This is a genomic window from Saccharopolyspora sp. ID03-671 (assembly GCF_045278815.1).
In the GTDB taxonomy this organism is placed as follows: Bacteria; Actinomycetota; Actinomycetes; order Mycobacteriales; family Pseudonocardiaceae; genus Saccharopolyspora; species Saccharopolyspora ipomoeae.
Map to the genome: position 1 here is coordinate 3,379,064 of NZ_CP134054.1, position 20,700 is coordinate 3,399,763.

The 20,700-nt window shown below is 71.0% G+C and carries 17 protein-coding genes and 1 riboswitch; of the genes, 9 read left to right on the forward strand and 8 right to left on the reverse strand.

The annotated features are described in order from the left end of the window. The first annotated feature begins 28 nt into the window (after window positions 1-28). Window positions 29-595, forward strand: coding sequence for a suppressor of fused domain protein (locus REH65_RS15475; RefSeq protein ID WP_406692949.1), 567 nt, complete (start codon window positions 29-31; stop codon window positions 593-595). 67 nt (window positions 596-662) lie between these two features. Here the strand turns inward: REH65_RS15475 and REH65_RS15480 are convergent, their stop codons facing one another. The 5 genes from REH65_RS15480 to REH65_RS15500 form a co-directional block, all read right to left on the reverse strand. Next, window positions 663-2,657, reverse strand: coding sequence for a beta-N-acetylhexosaminidase family protein (locus REH65_RS15480; RefSeq protein WP_406692950.1), 1,995 nt, complete (start codon window positions 2,655-2,657; stop codon window positions 663-665). Window positions 2,658-2,796: 139 nt separating this feature from the next. Continuing rightward, complete coding sequence (groL, locus tag REH65_RS15485) at window positions 2,797-4,431, reverse strand: chaperonin GroEL (RefSeq protein WP_132623251.1); 1,635 nt, start codon at window positions 4,429-4,431, stop codon at window positions 2,797-2,799. Between the two features lie 231 nt (window positions 4,432-4,662). Next, window positions 4,663-5,898 (reverse strand): protein kinase domain-containing protein, encoded by a 1,236-nt coding sequence (locus tag REH65_RS15490; RefSeq protein ID WP_406693173.1) that lies wholly within the window; start codon window positions 5,896-5,898, stop codon window positions 4,663-4,665. 131 nt (window positions 5,899-6,029) lie between these two features. Further along, entirely contained in the window at window positions 6,030-6,233 is a 204-nt protein-coding gene (locus REH65_RS15495; protein WP_093268692.1) for a cold-shock protein, read from the reverse strand. Window positions 6,234-6,548: 315 nt separating this feature from the next. After that, a complete protein-coding gene (locus tag REH65_RS15500) occupies window positions 6,549-7,232 on the reverse strand; it encodes a TIGR00266 family protein (protein ID WP_406692951.1) in 684 nt (227 codons plus the stop codon). A 181-nt stretch (window positions 7,233-7,413) separates the two neighbouring features. Here REH65_RS15500 and glp point away from each other — a divergent pair, with 181 nt between their 5' ends. The 5 genes from glp (at window position 7,414) to REH65_RS15525 (ending at window position 15,298) form a co-directional block, all read left to right on the forward strand. Then, complete coding sequence (gene glp, locus REH65_RS15505) at window positions 7,414-8,658, forward strand: gephyrin-like molybdotransferase Glp (RefSeq protein ID WP_406692952.1); 1,245 nt, start codon at window positions 7,414-7,416, stop codon at window positions 8,656-8,658. A 99-nt stretch (window positions 8,659-8,757) separates the two neighbouring features. Next, the gene (locus REH65_RS15510) at window positions 8,758-10,716 is read left to right on the forward strand and encodes a M48 family metallopeptidase (protein WP_406692953.1); all 1,959 of its coding nucleotides are present in this window, start codon (window positions 8,758-8,760) and stop codon (window positions 10,714-10,716) included. 581 nt (window positions 10,717-11,297) lie between these two features. Then, on the forward strand, window positions 11,298-12,011 hold the full coding sequence (locus REH65_RS15515; protein WP_406692954.1) for a phosphatidylserine decarboxylase: 714 nt from the start codon (window positions 11,298-11,300) through the stop codon (window positions 12,009-12,011). Next, window positions 12,008-12,940, forward strand: a complete 933-nt coding sequence (gene pssA, locus REH65_RS15520; RefSeq protein ID WP_281456987.1) for a CDP-diacylglycerol--serine O-phosphatidyltransferase — start codon at window positions 12,008-12,010, stop codon at window positions 12,938-12,940. Before REH65_RS15515 ends, pssA begins: the two co-directional genes overlap by 4 nt. A 150-nt stretch (window positions 12,941-13,090) precedes the next feature. Continuing rightward, window positions 13,091-15,298 carry an AAA family ATPase gene (locus REH65_RS15525; RefSeq protein ID WP_406692955.1) on the forward strand — a complete coding sequence of 736 codons (2,208 nt, stop codon included), beginning with the start codon at window positions 13,091-13,093 and terminating at the stop codon, window positions 15,296-15,298. A 52-nt stretch (window positions 15,299-15,350) separates the two neighbouring features. On the opposite strand, the gene REH65_RS15530 is transcribed toward REH65_RS15525, so the two are convergent. Next, window positions 15,351-16,019 (reverse strand): LytR C-terminal domain-containing protein, encoded by a 669-nt coding sequence (locus REH65_RS15530; protein WP_406692956.1) that lies wholly within the window; start codon window positions 16,017-16,019, stop codon window positions 15,351-15,353. After that, a complete protein-coding gene (locus REH65_RS15535; protein WP_406693174.1) occupies window positions 16,019-16,282 on the reverse strand; it encodes a DUF3263 domain-containing protein in 264 nt (87 codons plus the stop codon). The genes REH65_RS15530 and REH65_RS15535 overlap by 1 nt, the downstream gene beginning before the upstream one ends. A gap of 345 nt (window positions 16,283-16,627) precedes the next feature. On the opposite strand from REH65_RS15535, the gene REH65_RS15540 reads away from it, so the two are divergent. Together REH65_RS15540 and thiC are read left to right on the forward strand one after the other, a co-directional pair. After that, window positions 16,628-17,203, forward strand: coding sequence for a peptide deformylase (locus REH65_RS15540; protein ID WP_281456990.1), 576 nt, complete (start codon window positions 16,628-16,630; stop codon window positions 17,201-17,203). Between the two features lie 71 nt (window positions 17,204-17,274). Continuing rightward, window positions 17,275-17,397, forward strand: a riboswitch (TPP riboswitch). Continuing rightward, entirely contained in the window at window positions 17,390-19,027 is a 1,638-nt protein-coding gene (thiC, locus tag REH65_RS15545) for a phosphomethylpyrimidine synthase ThiC (RefSeq protein WP_281456991.1), read from the forward strand. Its footprint overlaps the riboswitch before it by 8 nt. Before the next feature lie 39 nt (window positions 19,028-19,066). Here the strand turns inward: thiC and REH65_RS15550 are convergent, their stop codons facing one another. Then, the gene (locus REH65_RS15550; RefSeq protein WP_406692957.1) at window positions 19,067-19,645 is read right to left on the reverse strand and encodes a Uma2 family endonuclease; all 579 of its coding nucleotides are present in this window, start codon (window positions 19,643-19,645) and stop codon (window positions 19,067-19,069) included. 153 nt (window positions 19,646-19,798) lie between these two features. Between REH65_RS15550 and thiD the strand changes: the two genes are divergently transcribed. Continuing rightward, complete coding sequence (gene thiD, locus REH65_RS15555; RefSeq protein ID WP_406692958.1) at window positions 19,799-20,632, forward strand: bifunctional hydroxymethylpyrimidine kinase/phosphomethylpyrimidine kinase; 834 nt, start codon at window positions 19,799-19,801, stop codon at window positions 20,630-20,632. The last annotated feature ends 68 nt before the right edge of the window (window positions 20,633-20,700 follow it).

Sequence of the window (20,700 nt, forward strand, 5' to 3'; positions counted from 1 at the left end):
GCGTCGGTCACGATCACGAGGTGGGTGCATGAGCAGGTTCCAGGGGTTCCCGGCGCACGTGGAGAAGCACGTCGGGCGGGTGCGCGGCGCGGACAGCCGGAGCGCCGGAGGTCGCGAGCGCGCCTACAACCTCGTCTACTGCGATCACGCCGACGACGCCCACGTGACCGTGCTGACCAGCGGACTCCGCGAGCACACGGCCGGTGCGCCGCTGCCGCAGGAGCTGCTGTGCACGCTGCACCGCGACCAGGAGGTCTACGCCAAGCACCTGGTGGGCGTGATCGCCGAGCTGCTCACCGAGTCGCAAGCGCGGGTGGGCTACGGCGCGCTGATCATGAACGACCGGGTGCTGCTGCCCGACACCGACATCGCGGGCGCCCTGGCCGCGCCGCACCCCTACCTCGGGGACGAGTTCGACGTGCTGCTCGACGACGGGGAACCGGTGCTGCAGCTGATCACGCTCATCCCGATCACCCGGGCGGAGTCGCAGCTGGTCGCCCGCTTCGGCCGCGACGCGCTCTACGACCGGTGGGAGGCGTCGGAGACCGACCTCGTCGACATCTTCCGCGCGGATGTGGGCAAGGGACAGTTCTAGTGAAAACTGTCCGGACATTTCGGACATTGATCACGGGTGGTTCGAGGAAAAACTGTCCCCTGCCGAGTCACCGCAGACCGGGGGCCTGGGCGATGAAAGTGTCCAGGACCCCGTCGGCCACGAGGACCTGGCCCGCGGGGCGGACCTCGGCGGTCGTGGTGCGGATGCGCTGGGCCGCGTCGACGGCCCAACGGGCCTCGTCGAAGCGGGCCTTGGCCATCGCCTCATCTCCCGAGGCGCGGGCCTGGAGCCCGTCGGCCGTGGCGAGCAGCGCCTGACCCCACTGGTCGGTGGCCGCCAGCCAGTGGTCGGTGTCGGCGACGAAGTCCCTCGGCGCCCCGGCCCGGATGCGCTCCGGAGCCGCGGCGATGACCTCGGCGTAGGCCCGCAGGTCGCGGACCGCCGCGCGCCGGTCACCGCCGGACCACCCCGCGCGGAACGCGTCGAGACGACGGGACAGCTCCGGGGCCGGCGGCAGCCAGGCCGAGCCGTTCGCGACCGGGGCCATGTGCTCCAGGTCGAAGAACGCCAGCAGCGCCTCCACCGTCGCCGGATCGCCCCGCACGCCCGGGTCCTCCCCGGCGAACCGCTTGCCCGCCAGGTACTCGGCGGCGGCCCGCCACGACCGCTGCGGGTCGAAGTCCTCGTCGTTCCAGGAGAAGTCGGCCGCACCCATCTCCACGACCTTGCTCGCCGCGGCCTGGTTCATCGGGTTCACCACGTCCCCGGCCAGCTGCCCGCCGAGCCCGCGCTCGCGCTTGTCGTAGGAGCCCAGCATGATCCGGCCGCGCGAGCCGTTGAAGTCGTTGACCGGGTAGTTGTCCCACAGGAAGACCTTGCGGCCCCACACCCGCTCGGCCTGCTGCGCGTCGGACACGGTGATCTGGCGCGGGATCACGCCGTCGCCGGTCCACATCACCAGCACCCGCGGGTCCAGGACCTCGCGGATCGCGGTCTTGTACTCGGAATCCTCGACGTCGGAGTACTCGGTCGGCACGAACTGGAGCGGCGCGACGCCCTGGTGGGTGTCGACGAACTCCCGCTGCACCCGGTTGAGCAGGTCGGCCTGCGCGCGACCGGCCGAGCCCTCCGAAGGGCTGCCGTAGGCGCGCTCGTCGCCGTCGCAGTTCCAGCGGGTGTAGGAGATGTCGTCCAGCGGCAGCGAGAAGTCGCGGACGCCCTCGTCGTACATGGCCTGCAGCTTCGCCTGCAGCGCCTGGAAATCGCGCGGATCGCTGTAGCAGATGGAGTTGCCCGGCGAGAGCGCGAAGGTGAACTTCACGTGGTGCGCCTGGGCCTGCCCGATCAGCTCGCGGACCTCGCCGATCTCCCGCTCCGGGTACGGCTCGCGCCACTTCTCCCGGTGGTACGGGTCGTCCTTGGGCGCGTAGACGTAGGTGTTGAGCTTGACGTCGCCGTAGAACGCCAGCTGGTCCATCCGCTCCTCGTGCGTCCACGGCGGGCCGTAGAAGCCCTCGATCGCACCGCGCAGCGGCATCGCCGGGCGGTCCAGCACGCCGACCCCGGCGATGCGGCCCGGCGAGACGAGCTGCCGCAGCGTCTGCACGCCGTAGTAGGCCCCGGCGGGGTCGGAGGCGCCGACGAAGACCTCGGCGTCGACGTCCGGGCGCACCGCCAGCACGTAGCCCTCGTTCGCCATCGGCACCGGGGCGCCCATCCCGGCTTCCTGCAGCCCCTTGACCACGGTCGGCGCGGTGCGCTCACCGATCCGCACCCGCAGCGCGGCGTCGTCGGCGGGTTGGCCCGGCTCGCGGATCACGACGTCGTCGGCACCGGCGAGCTCGAAGACCTGCTTGGCGAGGTCCTGGGTCGGCTTGTCGACCAGCGGGTCCACCACGATCTCGACCTTGCCGCGGACCGCGACGTCGTCGCCGATCCGGTCGATGCCCTCGGGCTGCGGCACGACCGACGGCAGGCCCTGACCGGGCAGCGCGTCGGAGCTCTGCGGCGCGGGCTGCTCGGGTGGCGCGGAGTTCGTGCACCCCGCCAGAGCCATCACCCCGGCCGCGCACACCGCGAACGACCTGGCAAAACCGCGCATCGAGCTCCCCATCCCATCCAACGTCGACGCCCCAGTCCAACACACCCGGGTGTGCCCCGAACGGGTCACCTACCCGCCTGACGCAAAGACGAAGGGCCGCCCCCTGGTGGGGACGGCCCTCGTCAGCTGCGGGTCGGGCTCAGAAGCCCATGCCACCCATGCCGCCGGTCGGGTCGGCGGCCGCGGCCGCGTCCCCGCCCTTCTCCGGCTTGTCCGCGACCACGGCTTCGGTGGTCAGGAACAGCGCGGCGATCGACGCGGCGTTCTGCAGCGCCGAGCGGGTGACCTTGGCCGGGTCGATGACGCCGGCCTGAACCAGGTCCTCGTACTCGCCGGTCGCGGCGTTGAGGCCGTGACCCGAGGTCAGGTTCTTGACCTTCTCCGCGACGACGCCGCCCTCGAGACCGGCGTTGACCGCGATCTGCTTGAGCGGGGCCTCGACGGCCAGCTTGACGCTGTTGGCGCCGGTGGCCTCGTCGCCCTCGAGCTTGAGACCGTCGAACGCGGTCTGCGCGGCCTGCAGCAGGGCCACGCCACCACCGGCGACGATGCCCTCCTCGACGGCGGCCTTCGCGTTGCGGACCGCGTCCTCGATGCGGTGCTTGCGCTCCTTGAGCTCGACCTCGGTGGCCGCACCCGCCTTGATGACGGCGACGCCACCGGCCAGCTTGGCCAGGCGCTCCTGCAGCTTCTCGCGGTCGTAGTCGGAGTCCGAGCGCTCGATCTCGGCGCGGATCTCGTTGACCCGGCCGGCGATCTGCTCGTCGTCGCCCGCACCCTCGACGATGGTGGTCTCGTCCTTGGTCACCACGACCTTGCGGGCCTGGCCCAGCAGGCTCAGGTCAGCGGTGTCCAGCTTGAGGCCGACCTCTTCGCTGATGACCTGACCACCGGTGAGGATGGCCATGTCCTGCAGCATCGCCTTGCGGCGGTCGCCGAAGCCCGGGGCCTTGACGGCGACGGACTTGAAGGTGCCGCGGATCTTGTTGACCACCAGGGTCGACAGGGCCTCGCCCTCGACGTCCTCGGCGATGATCAGCAGCGGCTTGTTGGCCTGCATGACCTTCTCCAGCAGCGGGAGGAGGTCCTTGACGTTGGAGATCTTGCTGCTCAGCAGCAGGATGTACGGGTCGTCGAGGACGGCCTCCATGCGCTCCGTGTCGGTCACGAAGTACATCGAGATGAGGCCCTTGTCGAAGCGCATGCCCTCGGTGAGCTCGAGCTCGAGCCCGAAGGTGTTGCTCTCCTCGACGGTGATGACGCCTTCCTTGCCGACCTTGTCCATCGCCTCGGCGATGAGCTCGCCGATCTGGCGGTCGCCGGCGGAGATCGCGGCGGTGGCGGCGATCTGGTCCTTGGTCTCGATCTCCTTGGCGTTCTTGAGCAGCTGCTCGGCGATCGCCTCGGTAGCCTTCTCGATGCCCTTCTTCAGAGCGATCGGGGAGGCGCCGGCCGCGACGTTGCGCAGACCCTCGCGAACCAGGGCCTGGGCGAGCACGGTGGCGGTGGTGGTGCCGTCACCCGCGACGTCGTCGGTCTTCTTCGCGACCTCCTTGACCAGCTCGGCCCCGATCTTCTCCCACGGGTCCTCGAGCTCGATCTCCTTGGCGATCGAGACGCCGTCGTTGGTGATGGTCGGCGCGCCCCACTTCTTCTCGAGCACGACATTCCGGCCCTTGGGGCCGAGCGTCACCTTGACGGCGTCGGCGAGGGTGTTCATGCCGCGCTCAAGACCGCGGCGGGCGTCCTCGTCGAACGCGATCATCTTGGCCATTGCGGTGTGGTCCTCCACCTATCAGGACGCCGTCGGTGCACACTGGTGCGTGCACGACGGCAGGACTCTGCTCGGCCAGGCTCGGTGCCCGCGACGGACGATCGCGCGGCGGCACCGTCATGTGGCGCCACCGGAACGACCTCACCGTCCCGACCTGGCACTCAACCCTGATGAGTGCCAGTACCGTGTTTAGCACTCACAGGGGGCGAGTGCAAGCGACCCGTCCGGGACTCACCCGCCGGCGGTCGGCACCGAGGTGGGCAGCCGCCCCGAGGTGGGCGTGGACGTCGAGCCCGAGCCGCCGCCCGAGGTGGCCATCGCCACGAACAGCAGCACGATCACCAGCAGCGCCACGACCACCAGGACCGGCACGATCCACTTCGCCGCGCCGCCCGACGAGGTCTTGGTGAACGCCGATGACCCGGCGGGCATCGGCGGCCGCACCCGCACCGGCTGCTGGTACCCGGCCGCGTAGGGCTGCGGGTAGGGACCGGACTGCTGGTGCACCGGCTGCGGGTGGGGACCGGACTGCCCGTGCACCGGCTGCTGATGCACCGGCTGGGGCGCGGCGGCCTGCGGCACCGGCTGCTGGGCGATGCGCGGCGGCGCCGGGGCCTCCCCCGCCGCCGGGCCGAGCGCGGCGCGAGCGGCGGCGACGAGGTCCTGGCAGGTCGCGTAGCGCTGGTCGGCGCGCTTGGCCATGCCCCGGCGGAGCACGTCGTCGATCGGCGGCGGCAGCAGCACCAGCGATCCCGGCGTCGGCGGTTCGGCGCCCAGGTGGCCCTGGATGACCTCCTGCACCGAGCCGCCGAACGGCGGGCGCCCGGTCAGGCAGGCGAAGAGCACGCAGGCCAGCGCGTACTGGTCGGTGCGGCCGTCGACCGGCTCGCCGCGCAGGTGCTCGGGCGCGGCGAAGGTGGGCGAGCCCAGGAAGTCCCCGGAGGACGTGCGGTGACCGGTGGCGCCGCGCCGGGTCAGCCCGAAGTCGGCGAGGTAGACGTGCTCGTGCACCGATTCGCGCGAGGTGACCAGCACGTTCGCCGGTTTGAGGTCGAGGTGCACCAGGCCGCGCTCGTGCAGCATGTCCAGCGCCTCGGCGATCTGCCCGAGCAGCTCCAGGGTCCGCTTCGGCGAGATCGGGCCGTCGGAGATCAGCCCGGCCAGGTCGGTGCCCTCGACCAGCCGCATCGCGATGTAGAGCATGCCGTCGACCTCGCCGAAGTCGTACAGCGGCACGATGTTGGCGTGGTCGATGGCCGAGGTGTTGCGGGCCTCGTCGACGAAGCGCTCGCGGAACTCGGAGTCGCCGGTGATGTGCTCCCCCATCACCTTCAGCGCGACCTTGCGACCGAGCCGGACGTCGGTGGCGCGGTACATCACGCTCATCCCGCCGCGACCGAGCACACCGTCGATCTTGTAGTGGCCGAGCTTGCGACCGGTCAAATCATCCGAGGACACGCTCGGCAGCGTAGTCGTCGGAGGCGTCGGACGGGTGCAGGTTCAGCGGACCCAGCGCTGCGCCTGCCGTTCCGCGCGCTGCGGCCCGGCCCCCCGACCAGGAGAACCGGGCCGCACGACGACCTGGTGCGCAGTTCTTGTCAGACTTTGCGAACGCCGTCGGCTTGAGTTCGGCCATCACGGCCGGCTTTCACCTCGAATTCGACCCGATCTCCCTCGGAAAGGGTGCGGAAACCAGACATGTTGATCGCGGAGTAATGGACGAACACATCGGAACCACCGTCCGTCGCGATGAATCCGTAGCCCTTCTCCGAGTTGAACCATTTGACCGTGCCGACCGCCACGGCGTCCTCCTCAAGAAAATGTGATGCACGACGCTAGCGTCGCTGGAGCATCGGCCACACTACTCCGGAAAATCTGGCTCGTCGCGGGTTCGGCAATACGACTTTTCCGTTAAACGCTGGGCCGAACGGGTGGCCGACGCAGCCACGTTGCGTTATCGAACGGAGCTAATTCCCCCGAGTGTCGCAATCGTTCTCCACTCGTGGCGAAAAACGGTAACGAAGCTTCCCCGGGTGAAACGCGCGAGCAACGCCGAACGGATACGTCAGACCATTCGGGATCCGGAGACCATTCGCGATTGTGCGCCGACAACGGCGTCAGGAACGCGGTCCGAGACCATTCGACTTGAGCCAGCCGACCAGTCCCCGCGGATTCCGCGTCTGGGTCAGCACCTGCCCCGGACCGGCGAAGTCGAAGACCAGCCCCTCGCCGCTCTTGAGCGACTGCGCCACGCCCTGGTTCATCTGCCGCAGCTGGCTCTGCACCGTGTCGGCGTAGGCGACCACGTGACCGGTGTCGATCGTGACGTACTCGCCGGGCTGCAGCGTCACCACGTCCAGCGCGCCGTAGCAGGCCACCACCGCCGAGCCGTGCCCGCTCAGCCGGGTGAGGAACCCGCTCTCACCGCCGAAGAGGTTCTGGAAACCGCCCCACTGCGTCTCCACCTGCACCGTGCTCGCCGAGGCCAGCCAGTTCCCCCTGGTCACGCACCAGCCGACCCGGCCGTCGAGCTCCAGCACGTTGAGGTCGCCGGGCAGCGTCGGCGCCACGTCGACCCAGCCGCCCTGCTGCGGCGCGGTGTAGGTCGAGACGTAGAACGACTCGCCGCCCAGCGCCGAGCGGGCCAGCGACTTGAAGAAACCGCCCTGCGCGCGCGACTCGACGCCCACGCCGTAGCTGGTTGCCAGCATCGAACCGGACTCCACCCGCACCGGCTCCCCCGGAGCCAGCATGAGCCGGGCGACCCCGTAGGACGGCGTGTGACGAGTGCGGACCTGCACGGCGAACCCCCTTCGAGCGCCCCGCGACCCGGGGCACGGCGATTCTACGAAGACCGCCCCCGGCTCGCGGAAAGTCCGCTCGGCCGACGTGAAAACGCGTCCCCGCTGACGTGAGAGCGCGCCATTGTGCCATCCCGCCGCGCGCGGCCGACCCCACGCCGATGGCGACACGGCGTGCCCGATGACAGATGATGCGTGCGTGTCGTCCAACAACACCGCTCCCGAGCTGAGGTCGGTCACCGATCACCGCGCGAAGGTCGCCTCGCTGCTGACCCGCACGCCGGTCGAGACGCGGCCGCTGGAGAACTGCCTGGGCCTGGCGCTGGCCGCCGACCTGGTCGCGCCGATCTCGCTGCCTCCCTTCAGCAACTCCGCGATGGACGGCTACGCGGTGCGCTCGGTCGACCTGACCGAGGCCACCCCCGACTCGCCGGTGACGCTGCCGGTCGCCGAGGACATCCCGGCCGGCCGGGTCGACGTGCCGCCGCTGCAGCCGGGCACCGCGCACCGGATCATGACCGGCGCGCAGCTGCCGCCGGGCGCCGACTCGGTGATCCCGGTGGAGCGCACCGACGCCGGCACCGAGACCGTGGCGCTGTTCGCCTCGGTGCAGCCGGGCGCGAGCGTGCGCCGCGCGGGCGACGACGTCACCGAAGGCACCACCGTGCTCACCGCCGGGACCCGGTTGGGCGCCGCGCAGCTGGGCGTGGCCGCGGCCGTCGGCATCGCCGAGCTGCCGGTGCACCGGCCGGTTCGGGTGCTGGTGCTGTCCACCGGCTCGGAGCTGGTCGCGCCCGGCGAGGAGCTGCAGCGCGGTCAGATCTACGAGTCCAACGGGCTGATGCTCGCCGCCGCGGTCCGCGAGGCCGGTGGCGAGGCGACGGTGCTGCGGTTCGTGCCCGACGACGTCGCGGCCTTCCACGCCGCGCTGGCCGAGCACCTGGACTCGGCCGACCTGCTGCTGACCTCGGGCGGGGTCAGCGCAGGCGCCTACGAGGTGGTCAAGGACGCGCTGTCGGGCAACGGCGTGGAGTTCACCAAGGTCGCGATGCAGCCGGGCACGCCGCAGGGCTGCGGCCGCTACCGGGACGCGTTCGCGGTGGTCACGCTGCCGGGCAACCCGGTGAGCTCGATGGTCTCGTTCGAGGTGTTCGTGCGCCCGGCCATCCTCGCCGCGGCCGGGCACGCGAGGACGTCGCGGCACGAGCGGCAGGCGGTGCTCACCGAGTCGCTGACCGCGCCCGCGGGCAAGCGGCAGTTCCGGCGCGGGGTGTTCGACCCGGCGACCGGCGAGGTCGGCCTGCAGGGGGCGTCCGGTTCGCACCTGCTGGGCAGTTTGGCGAAGGCGGACTGCCTGCTGTCGATCCCCGAGGACGTGACGGACCTGAGCGCCGGGTCCACAGTGGACGTGGTGTTGCTGGACTAGTTCAAGTCGATATCGCTTGTCACACCGTTGTTGACGGGTCGATGCGCGGTCCCCAAGACTGCGGGCCCGACCTTCCGCTTCCCCTCCGGAGTTTTGCACGTGCGTGGCCCCTGGCGCGCCGCCTTGGCGCTGGCGTTGCACATCGGTTTCTTCGTCGTGTCCCTCGGCCTGGTCGCAGGCCTGCTGATGATGGCGGGCATGACGTTCCGCCGGGACACCGTCGGAGGGCTCAAGGTCGCCTTCGCCGCCCTCGTCGTCGGCGCGACCCTGCTCTTCTGCCTGCGCGCGGTGCTGCGCAACAAGGTCCGGCCGCGCGGCGTGCCGCTGGACCGCGTGAACCAGCCCAACCTGTGGCGGACCATCGACCAGCTCGTCGACGCGACCGACTCCCCGCTGCCCGACGAAATCCGCATCACCTCCGAGCCGAGCGTCACCGTCCGCGAGGACACCGCCCTCCTCGGCCTGCGCACCCGCACCCGCTACCTGGAGATCGGGCTGCCGATGCTGGCGGCGCTGACCACGTCCGAGCTCGGAGCGCTGCTGGCGCACGCCGTCGGCAGGCTCACCGGGCGCAGCAGGCTCGCGGTCACCGCGCACCGGGTGCTGGCGAGCGTGCGGCGGACTCGCGACGGCCTCACCGCCGGGCCGGTGAAGTGGCTTTTCGCCGGGTACGCGCGGGTGTTCACCGCGATCGCCGTGACCACCACCAAGGAGCTGGTGCTGGCCGGTGACGCCGCCGCCGTGCGGGTCGCCGGCAAGCGGACCGCGGTGATGGCGCTGCGCAAGTCGGTGGCGGTGGAGCTCGGCTGGCAGGACTACACCGACGAGTACCTGAGCATGGCGGCCACGATCGGCCACGCGCCGGACGTGCTGCTGGGCTTCCGCAGCTTCATGGACCACCCGACGCGCAAGCCCGCGCTGGCCGAGCGCGCCAAGGTGGCCATCGCCGAGGAGACCGGCGAGCTTCCGGTGCGCACGCGGGTCGAGATGATGAAACGACTCAAGTCCGCCGACAAGGAGGTCGACGAGCGCCCGGCGTTCGCGATCCTGCGCAAGCCCCGCAACGCCGTGCCCGAGCTGGAGGACCACCTGCTGGTGGACTCGCTCGGCCCGCGGATGCCGTGGCCGGACGTGGTGCGGAAGGCCGGTGCGGCGCAGTCCGCCGAGAAGGCCGCGCAGCTCAGCGCCGCCGCCCACCAGTGCGGGCTCGGCGTGGACCCGACGATCCAGGGCGTCCTGGTGGCCATCCACCGCGGTCACGGCCGCGACCTGGTCAACCCCGTGCTCAACCCGGGCCTGCACCCGTCGACGATCGACCAGGCCGCCGAGGACACCCTCACCGACCTGCTGGGATGCACCGTCGTCGACGCGCTGGTCTGCGCCGGGCGCGCCCACCACGAGCTCGACTGGGGCGGCCCGCCCGGGATCCGGCTGGCCAACGGCCGCCCGATCGACCCGGACCGCCTGGTCCGCCCCGCCGTCGCCGACCCGCGGCTCATCCCCGGCCTGCACCGGGTCCTGGTCGACCTGGGCGTCCCGCTGCGCCACACGCGCGAGCCCGCCGAGGAGCCCGAGCCCGTGCTGTCGGGCATCGTCAGCCCGGTGCTGTGCTCCGGCGAGTCCTACGACCTGCTGGTCACCGACCGGGGGCTGCTCCTGCTGCCCAGCGACGCCAGCGCCGCGAAGCGGCTGCTCGCGGGCACCCTGGCGATGCTGCGCGAGGCCGAGGAGGAGCAGCTCAGCGAGCTCGCCTCGCGCCCGATCGCCGAGCTGCGGGAGCGTTCCGGCGCGCAGTGGGTGGACAGCCGCGACGTGGCCAGCGCCCGCCTCGACCAGGACAAGACCGGCTGGTCGCTGGAGCTGGACCTCTACCTCGACGAGTACGCGATGTCGGCGCTGGACGACGTCCGCGTGGTCCCCGGCCGCGACGAGGGCGTCTCGGTGCTCACGCTGCGCAGCACCGCCGACGGCGTCGAGCACGGCGAGCCGTACCACGGCCTGTCCGAGCTAATGGGGGCCCGGATGGAGCTGGACGAGCCCGCCCTGTCGCTGGACTGACGCCCGTCGCTGGGCTGAGCCGCCGCAGACGGACAAAGAGGCCGTTCGGAACCTCCCCGTAGGTGCCGAACGGCCTCTTTGTTTTTCGGGTCCGTGCGCCCCCCGACGGCGCACGGCCCTCTTTTCGCGGTCCGCAGCACCTGGCAAGCGAAGGTGCCGTTCGCGGACACGAAGGAGATGAACTGATCAACGTTTCGTGACGCGGTTAGTGTAATTGAGTTCACAGCTCGTCCGTAGCCGCTATCGGAGGACGTTGGCGACTCGTTTGGTGACTCCGCGTCAACGAAGCCACTGTTATCTCCACGACCGGATGCGGTCACTCCAGGGACGGAAGGACCCCGGCGGTTGGTTGCACCGGCAAGGAGGCTGCGCGTGACCGTTCACCCGTCCGTGTGACTTCGTGCGTGCGGGGCGGTAGCATCTCGCCCGAAATACGTGCAGGTCAGGCGGTTCGTCCTTGATCGACTGCGGCCCCTGGCGACGGAGCCGATCGGACGTCGGCGATGCTGTACGTCTACGGCGCAGGCTGGACTACCGCGCCGCGCTGACATGACCTCCGACGCAGGGGCGCGACTACCTCGATGAGCAGCACCCAAGAGAGCCCGCTGGCGCACCTGATCGCGCTGGCCAAGGACACCGTTCCGCCGATGCACCCGGCAGGCAGGCCGTTCGTCATCGGCGCCGCCGTCGCCACGCTGGTGCTGCGCCGCATCTGGCGTCCGCTGGGCGCCGTCGGCGCGGTGCTCACCGCCTGGTGCGCGTGGTTCTTCCGCGAGCCGGTGCGCACGACCCCGACCCGCGAGGGCCTGGCCGTGGCCGCCGCCGACGGCGCCGTCGCGCACGTCGAGAGCGCCGTCCCGCCGGCCGAGCTCGGGCTCGGCGACGAGCCGATGACCCGCATCAGCACCTTCCTGACGATCTTCGACGTGCACGTCCAGCGCGCACCGGTCAGCGGCCGGATCGACAAGATCGTCTACCGGCCGGGCAAGTTCCTCTCCGCCGACCTGGACAAGGCCAGCGAGGACAACGAGCGCAACTCGATGGCGCTGCGCACCGAGGACGGCACCCGCGTCGCGGTCGTGCAGATCGCCGGCCTGGTCGCCCGCCGCATCGTCTGCGAGGTCGCCGAGGGCGACGTCGTCGCGGCGGGCTCCACCTACGGGCTCATCCGCTTCGGCTCCCGCGTCGACCTCTACGTGCCCGCCGACAGCGAGGTCCTGGTCGAGCCCGGCCAGCGCACCATCGGCGGCGAGACGCCGCTGGCCGAACTGCCCAGGGGGAAGCGCGAACGATGAGCATGCGGACCACCCCCGGCGTCCGGCTGCTGCCCAATGCGATCACCGTGCTGGCGATGTGCGCCGGCCTGTCCGCGATCCAGTTCGCCCTCAACGGGCAGCTGGACTTCGCGATCGGGTCCGTCGCCGTCGCCGCCGTGCTCGACGGCCTCGACGGGCGGATAGCCCGACTCCTCGACGCCACCTCCAAGATGGGCGCGGAGCTGGACTCGCTGGCCGACGCGATGTCCTTCGGCGTAGCCCCGGCGCTGACCCTCTACGCCTGGCACATGCAGGACAACCGGGCCGGCTGGGTGGTCTCGCTGATCTTCGCGGTCTGCATGGTGCTGCGGCTCGCGCGGTTCAACACGCTGCTCGACGACGCCGAGCAGCCCGCGTTCGCCAAGGAGTTCTTCGTCGGCGTGCCCGCCCCGGCCGCCGGTCTGCTGGCGCTGCTGCCGCTCGCGCTGACCGCGCACTTCGGCTACCCGGGCTGGTGGGCGAACCAGACCGTGGTGATGGTCTGGATGGTGCTCATCGCCGCGCTCGCGGTCAGCCGGGTGCCCACACTGTCGCTGAAGACCGTCAAGGTGCCGCCGAAGCTGGTGGCCCCGCTGCTGGTGGGCGTGGCGCTGCTGGCCGCGCTGGTCGTGGTGTTCCCGCTGATCTCGCTGGCCATCGCGATGGTGCTCTACCTGCTGCACATCCCCTACGCGGTCTACCGCTACCGGTGGCTGTCGCAGCACCCCGAGGCCTGGGACGCCGCGCCGCGCGAGCGCCGCGACATCCGCCGCCGCAACCAGCGCCGCCTGGGACTCCGCCCGCCGCTGCGCCGCAGCGTGGCGGGCGCCGCGCGCCGCGTCCGCCTCCCCCGCCGCCCCACGGGTCCGGGCCACCCCCGCCGGAGCTGGCGTCGCCTGGAGCTCCGGCGCAACCGCGACGACTACTGAGGCAGCGGACAGTTTTAGTGAAAACTGTCCCGACATTTCGGACATTGATCATGGGTGATTCGAGGAAAAACTGTCCCCTGCCCACCCTCGTGATCACCGCGACCACGGCTCTCGGCACCTCAGGGGCTCTCGGCGGCTAAGGTCGGCGGGGTGGCTTCGATCAGCTTGACCGCTCGCGCGTCCACCTCCGCTCGCGACACCCGGCGCGGGGTGGTGCGGCTGCACCCCGAGGTGATGGACGCGCTGGGGCTCCGGCCGTGGAGCGCGGTGCGGTTGACCGGGGCCCGGGAGACCGTGGCGCTGGCCGCCGCGGCCGAGCGCACCTCCCCCACCGGGTTCCTGCTGCTCGACGACGTCGCGCTGCTCAACCTCGGGGTCACCGAGGGAACCTCCGTCGCGGTCGCCCCGGCCCAGGTGGAGGTCGCCAAGCGGGTCGGCATCACCGGTTCCCGGATGGCGCGGGCGACGGTGTCGCCGGAGACCGCGCGGCTGGCGCTGACCGGCAAGGTCTTCTCCCCCGGCGACGCGGTGTCGCTGCTGCCGCAGGACCTCTCCCCCGCCTCCTCCTCGCGCGCCGGCGAGGTGCGCAGGCAGATGTCCGCCGCGATCGGCCTGACCTGGACCAACGAGCTCATCACGATCGCCTCCGCTGATCCCGCCGGCGCCGTGGCCGTCCAACCGTCCACAGTCGTCGAGTGGCAGGACGGCGTCACCGGAACGCCGCCCGAGCCCGCCGGAACCCCTGCCGCGCCGCGGGAAGCACCCGCCGCCGAGGAGCACCCGGCCGTGCCGGTGGCCGACCTGGTGGGCTCGCGGGACACCGCGCGCAGGCTCACCGAGTGGCTGCGGCTGGCCTTCGACCAGCCCGACCTGCTGCGCAGGCTCGGCGCCGAACCCCGCCTCGGAGCGCTGATCAGCGGCCCGCCCGGCGTCGGCAAGGCCACGCTGGTGCGCGCGGTGTGCGCCGAGACGGGCGCCGAGCTCGTCGAGGTCGCCGCGCCCAGCATCGCCGCGCTGGAGGCCCGCACCGCCGCCGCGCGGCTGCAGCAGGCCGTCGACCGCGCCACGGCCGCCTCCGGTGACCGGGTCCTGCTGATCACCGACGTCGAGGCGCTGCTGCCCGAGTCCGACCCGCCGCCGCTGGCCACCGTCGCGCTCGACGCGCTGCGCGACGCACTCGGCCGCGACCGGCTCGCAGTGGTCGTCACCAGCGCGAACCCGCAGTCGGTCGATCCGCGGCTGCGCGAGCCCGGCCTGGTCGATCGCGAGCTGACCGTCGGGCTGCCCGACGACACCACCCGCGCCGACCTGCTGGGCGTGCTGCTGCGCGGCACCCCGCTCGACGAGGACGTGCGGCTCGACGACATCGCCGGTCGCACACCGGGTTTCGTCGTCGCCGACCTGCTGGCGCTGTGCCGGGAGGCCGCGCTGGGCGCCGCGCTGCGGTATTCCGACGACCCCGCCGACCCGCGCCTGAGCCACCAGGACCTGCTCGACGCGCTGTCCTCGGTCCGGCCGATCTCGATGTCCACTTCGGACAACCTGCAGACCGGTGGGCTCACCCTCGACGACGTCGGCGACATGACCGAGGTCAAGCAGGCCCTCACCGAGACGGTGCTGTGGCCGCTGCAGTACCCGGACTCGTTCACCCGGCTGGGAGTCGAGCCGCCGCGCGGCGTGCTGCTCTACGGCCCGCCGGGCTGCGGCAAGACCCACCTGGTGCGGGCGCTCGCGGGCAGCGGCAGGCTCAACGTGCTCGCGGTCAAGGGCGCGGAGCTGATGGACAAGTGGGTCGGCGAGTCCGAGCGCGCCGTGCGGGAGCTGTTCCTGCGCGCCCGGGGCGCCGCGCCCGCGCTGGTGTTCCTCGACGAGGTGGACGCGCTGGCCCCGCGACGCGGCCAGTCGTCGGACTCCGGCGTCGCCGACCGCGTGGTCGCGGCCCTGCTCACCGAGCTCGACGGCGTCGAGCCGATGCGCGACGTGGTGGTGCTGGCGGCCACCAACCGGCCGGAGCTGATCGACCCCGCCCTGCTGCGCCCGGGTCGGCTGGAGCGCCTCGTCTACGTCCCGCCGCCGGACGCCGACGCCCGCGAAGCGATCCTCGCGGCGGCGGCGAAGAACACGCCGCTCGCCGACGACGTCGACCTCGCGGACCTGGCCGCCGCGCTCGACGGCTACTCGGCGGCCGACTGCACGGCCCTGATCCGCGAAGCGGCGCTCACGGCGATGCGCGAATCCCTCACGGCGGCCGAGGTCACGGCGAGCCACCTGCGCACGGCGCGCGGGGCGGTCCGCCCGTCCCTGGACCCGGCCCAGCTCGAAGCCCTCGCCTCCTACGCCGACGACCAGCGAGGATGACCGGCCGGTCAAGCACCGAAGGTGCCGCACCGCCAAGCGAGGAGACCGCGGGTCATTTCCCGGTGGAAGGGCCCTTGTAGTCGTTGGTGATGATGGCGATCAGACCGGGGGTGGCGTCCTGTATCCCGTCGAAGCGGGCGTCGGCGCGGGCGCCGATGCGGGCGGCGAGCTCCTCGGCCTGCCGCTCCTCGTCGGTGCCGGGCCGGAAGTAGACCGTGGTGGTCGGGATCTTCCCCGCCGCGTAGTTGCCGACCTCGGGCACGTCGTAGCCGGCCTTGCGGAGGTCCTCGGCGGCGCGGTGCGCGAGACCGGAGATCGTCGAGTTGTTGTAGACCCGGACGATGATCTGCTCGCTGCCCTTGCCGGACCCGACCGGGACGTCCTGCGCCTGCCCGGATCCCGTCGACTGACCCGAACCCGTCGACTGGCCGGAGCCCGGTGCCTGGCCCGAGCCCGGCTGCGTGGCCTGCGGCGGCTCGGTCACCGGCGGGGGCGCGACCGGCGGCGGCTGGACGGGCGGGGTGACGGTGGACGGCGCGGGTTTCAGCGGCGGCTGCACCTGCGAGGAGGGTTCCGGCGGGAGGGGTTGGGCGGTGTCCGAGGACTCGCCCGACATCAGGGTCACGGTCCCGAACACGGCGGCGAGCACGCCGACTCCGATCAGACCCAGGCCGATCAGCTTGGCCCCGCCGGGCCCGCCGGACGGTTCCCCAACACTCATCAGTGCAACTCGATTCCCAGTCGTTGAGCGGCCCTGGCGCGCTGCCGCGCCGCCCGTGCCTTGCGCAGTCTCTTGATCAGCATAGGGTCCGCGCGGAACGCCGCGGGAGAATCCAGCAGCGTGTTGAGAAGTTGGTAGTAGCGCGACGCGGACATGTCGAACAGCTCGCGGATCGCGACGTCCTTCTTGCCCGAGCGCTTCCACCACTGCGCTTCGAAGGCGAGGATCCCGCGCTCCCGGTCGGTCAGCTCGCGATCGGTCAGCTCCCGATCGGCTGGTTCCCGTTCCGCGGGAACGGGTTCCGGCTCGACGATCCGCTCGATGGGCTGGGTGATCGGTTCCGCCACCTGCAGCCGCCGACGCGCCGGAGCCTGCTGCCCGTGCGTCCGCGCGAGCTGCTCGCACTGACGGGCGATCTCCTTCGCGGTCAGCATCTGGGCGGCGTCCATCCGGCTCCTCGCCTCGCGATCGGTCGCGGAGAATCACACGGCTGTCATTCCCGCACCAATTGAACCATGCCGTGATCCGGACGGGGAGCCGATCACACACCGGTTTCACGCGCAAGAGCGGCCCGGGTGCCTCACCTGCGCAACCGATAGGGTCCGCGCATGGCTGTTCACCCCATCCGCGTCTACGGCGACCCCGTGCTGCACCACCCGACCCGCCGCGTGGAGAACTTCGACGAGGAGTTGCGCACGCTCGTCGAGGACATGTTCGAGACGATGGCGGCGGCGAACGGGGTCGGGCTGGCTGCCAACCAGATCGGCGTCGACCTGCGGTTGTTCGTCTACGACTGCCCCGACGACGAGGGCGTGCAGCACCGCGGCCTGGTGGTGAACCCCGAGCTGACGACCTCGGAGATCCCGGAGACGATGCCGGACCCGGACGAGGACTGGGAGGGCTGCCTGTCGGTTCCCGGCGAGTCCTACCCGACGGGCCGGGCGAGCTGGGCGAAGGTCACCGGGTCCGATGTGGACGGTGAGCCGGTCGAGGTCGAGGGCACCGGTTTCTTCGCGCGCTGCCTGCAGCACGAGACCGATCACCTCGACGGCTACGTCTACCTGGACCGGCTCACCGGCAGGCACGCCCGCGCCGCCAAGAAGATGATCAAGCGCAACGAGTGGGGCGTTCCCGGGCTCAGCTGGGACCCGGCCGAGATGGGCGACCCGTTCGCCGACGACTGATCCGGATGGCTGAGCCTCCGGATCCGACTGTTGTCTCCGGGGGCTCCTGGCCGTAGCCTCGGGCACTGCACAAATCAATCCGCGGGAGCTCGCACCGAAAGCGGGCTGAGAGGGTGGCTGGAGCAACTCCGGGGCCGCCGACCGCAGAACCTGACCGGGTAATGCCGGCGTAGGGAGTGAACGGCAGTGGCCGACGTGTATCCGAACGCATCCGGAATCACCACGGGACCCATCGAGGGATCCCGAAAGGTCTTCAGCAGCACCGAATCCGGGCTGCGCGTGCCGTTCCGCCGCATCGAGCTGACCAACGGTGAGCACCTCGACGTCTACGACACGTCGGGGCCGTACACCGATGACACCGCCACCGTGGACGTCCACAGTGGTCTGGCTCCGACGCGCGCGGGATGGCGGGACGGACGGGAGCACAACACCCAGCTGGGCTGGGCGAAGGCGGGCGCGATCACCCGCGAGATGGAGTACATCGCGCACCGCGAGGGCGTCTCGGCGGAGTTCGTCCGCGACGAGGTCGCCTCGGGCCGCGCGGTGATCCCGGCGAACCGGTGCCACCCGGAGAGCGAGCCGATGATCATCGGCAAGAACTTCCTGGTCAAGGTCAACGCCAACATCGGCAACTCCGCCGTCACCTCCTCGGTCGAGGAGGAGGTGGAGAAGATGGTGTGGGCGACCCGCTGGGGCGCCGACACCGTGATGGACCTGTCCACCGGCAAGCGCATCCACGAGACCCGCGAGCGCATCCTGCGCAACTCGCCGGTGCCGATCGGGACCGTGCCGATCTACCAGGCGCTGGAGAAGGTCAACGGCGACCCGGCCTCGCTGACCTGGGAGATCTACCGGGACACCGTGATCGAGCAGTGCGAGCAGGGCGTGGACTACATGACCGTGCACGCCGGGGTGCTGCTGCGCTACGTGCCGCTGACCGCCCAGCGCGTCACCGGCATCGTCTCCCGCGGCGGGTCGATCATGGCCGCCTGGTGCCTGGCGCACCACCAGGAGAGCTTCCTCTACACGCACTACAGCGAGCTGTGCGAGATCCTGCGCGCCTACGACGTGACGTTCTCGCTGGGTGACGGCCTGCGGCCGGGTTCGATCGCCGACGCCAACGACCGCGCCCAGTTCGCCGAGCTGGAGACCCTCGGCGAGCTCACCCACATCGCCCGCGAGCACGACGTGCAGGTGATGATCGAGGGCCCGGGTCACGTGCCGATGCACAAGATCGCGGAGAACGTGCGGCTGGAGGAGGAGCTGTGCGGTGAGGCGCCGTTCTACACGCTCGGCCCGCTGACCACCGACATCGCGCCCGCCTACGACCACATCACCTCCGGGATCGGCGCGGCGATGATCGCCCAGGCCGGTACCGCGATGCTCTGCTACGTCACGCCGAAGGAGCACCTGGGCCTGCCGAACCGCGACGACGTGAAGACCGGCGTGATCACCTACAAGATCGCCGCCCACGCCGCCGACCTGGCCAAGGGGCATCCGCGAGCCCAGGAGCGCGACGACGCGCTGTCGCAGGCCCGCTTCGAGTTCCGCTGGACCGACCAGTTCAACCTGTCGCTGGACCCGGACACGGCCCGCGCCTTCCACGACGAGACGCTGCCCGCCGAACCGGCGAAGACGGCCCACTTCTGCTCGATGTGCGGCCCGAAGTTCTGCTCCATGAAGATCACCCAGGACGTCCGCGCCTACGCCGAGGAGCACGGCCTCACCAGCGTCGAAGCCATCGAAGCGGGCATGGCCGAGAAGTCCGAGGAGTTCACCCGAACCGGAGGCGAGGTCTACTTGCCGATCGCGGCCAACGACTGACCGGTTGCTGGGGCGGCTTCGCAAGCCGCCCCAGCAACCTCAGAACTCGTCCGTGGGGATGGCCAGGCCGAAAGGCTCGGGAAGCTCGATCGGCTTGCCGAAGGAGACCTGCTCACGCTTGCCATAGCTGCCGTCCTGCGGATCGGAGTGCAGGAAGACTGTCGGGCCTTCCTCCGCGAACTCGTCGATCAGGACGTACAGCGGAACCTCTGCGTGCGCGTAGGTCCAGAGCTTCTGCTTGCGATCCACATCCGCATTGCTCTTCGACGTGATCTCCACGACCAGCAGGGCACGTTCCGCGGGAACCGGCTGTGGATCCTCACGCCCGGGTATCTCGGCGCGCGGGACCACGACCACATCCGGGATGAAGAGGCTTCTGCGCAGCGGAACCGCGATGCCGAGCGTTTGAAAGATGCCCAGTTCTCTGGGAAGAGCACCAACCAGTTCGCGATGGACGACGTCAGCGATCATGTTGTGCGCGGGCGCCGGCGGCGGGGACATGACGATCGACTCCTCGATGATCTCCGCGCGCCAAGCCTTGTTCGGCAGGTCCAGGTGCTGCCAGGTCTGCACCAACTCGTCCCACGTCGAGTACGACGGTGCCGGAGCAGCAGTCATAGCGCGGTCACCTCCTGTGTTGTTGCCCTCACGCACAGTACTCACCGCCTCTGACAATCTTGCGATCTGCCTGGTCATGAGCCTATCCGGAATCCTTCACACCGTCAGCAGCTAGGCGATTCCAGATCATCGGTGACACGTAGCATCTCGGGAATGCAAGAAAGCACTGCTCCGGCCACTGCGTTGACGATCGCCGGGTCGGATTCCGGTGGTAGTGCCGGGATGCACGCGGATCTGCGGACCTTCTTCGCCTGCGGGGTGCACGGGATGACCGCCGTGACGGCGGTGACCGTGCAGAACACCGTGGGTGTGACCGGGCTGGTGGAGGTGCCGCCGGAGACGGTGGCGGCACAGGTCGACGCGGTCGCCTCGGACATCGGGGTGGGCGCGGCGAAGACCGGGGTGCTGGCCTCGGCCGCCACCATCGACGCCGTCCTGGAGGCCTGCGACCGCCACGGCATCGGGAAGGGCGGGCGGACGCCGTTCGTCGTCGACCCGGTGGCCGCCTCGCGCAGCGGTGAACCGCTGCTGCGGCCCGACGCGCTCGACGCGCTGCGGTACCGGGCGTTCCCCCGGGCCACCCTGGTCACCCCGAACCTCGACGAGGTGCGGCTGCTGACCGGCATCGACGCGCGCACCCGCGACGACCTGCTGGACGCGGCGAAGGCGGTCCACGACTTCGGCCCCGAGTGGGTGCTGATCAAGAGCGGTCACCTGCCCGACGACCCCGAGTGCGTCGACCTCCTCTTCGACGGCACCGAGGCCCTCGCGCTCCCCGGACCGCGCTACGCCACCGAGCACACCCACGGCGCCGGCGACGTGTTCGCCTCGGCGATCACCGCCGCGCTGGCCAAGGGCGCCTCGATGCCCGACGCGGTGCGCGGCGGCAAGCGGTTCGTCACCCGCAGCGTCGCCGACGCCTACCCGCTGGGGTCGGGCGTGGGACCCGTGTCGACCTTCTGGCGCATCAGCCCTCGCTCGTACTGACCAATCAATAGGGTGATTCTCGCCCCCACCCTGTAACCCGATAGGTGCTACTCGTCGACATATGTTCG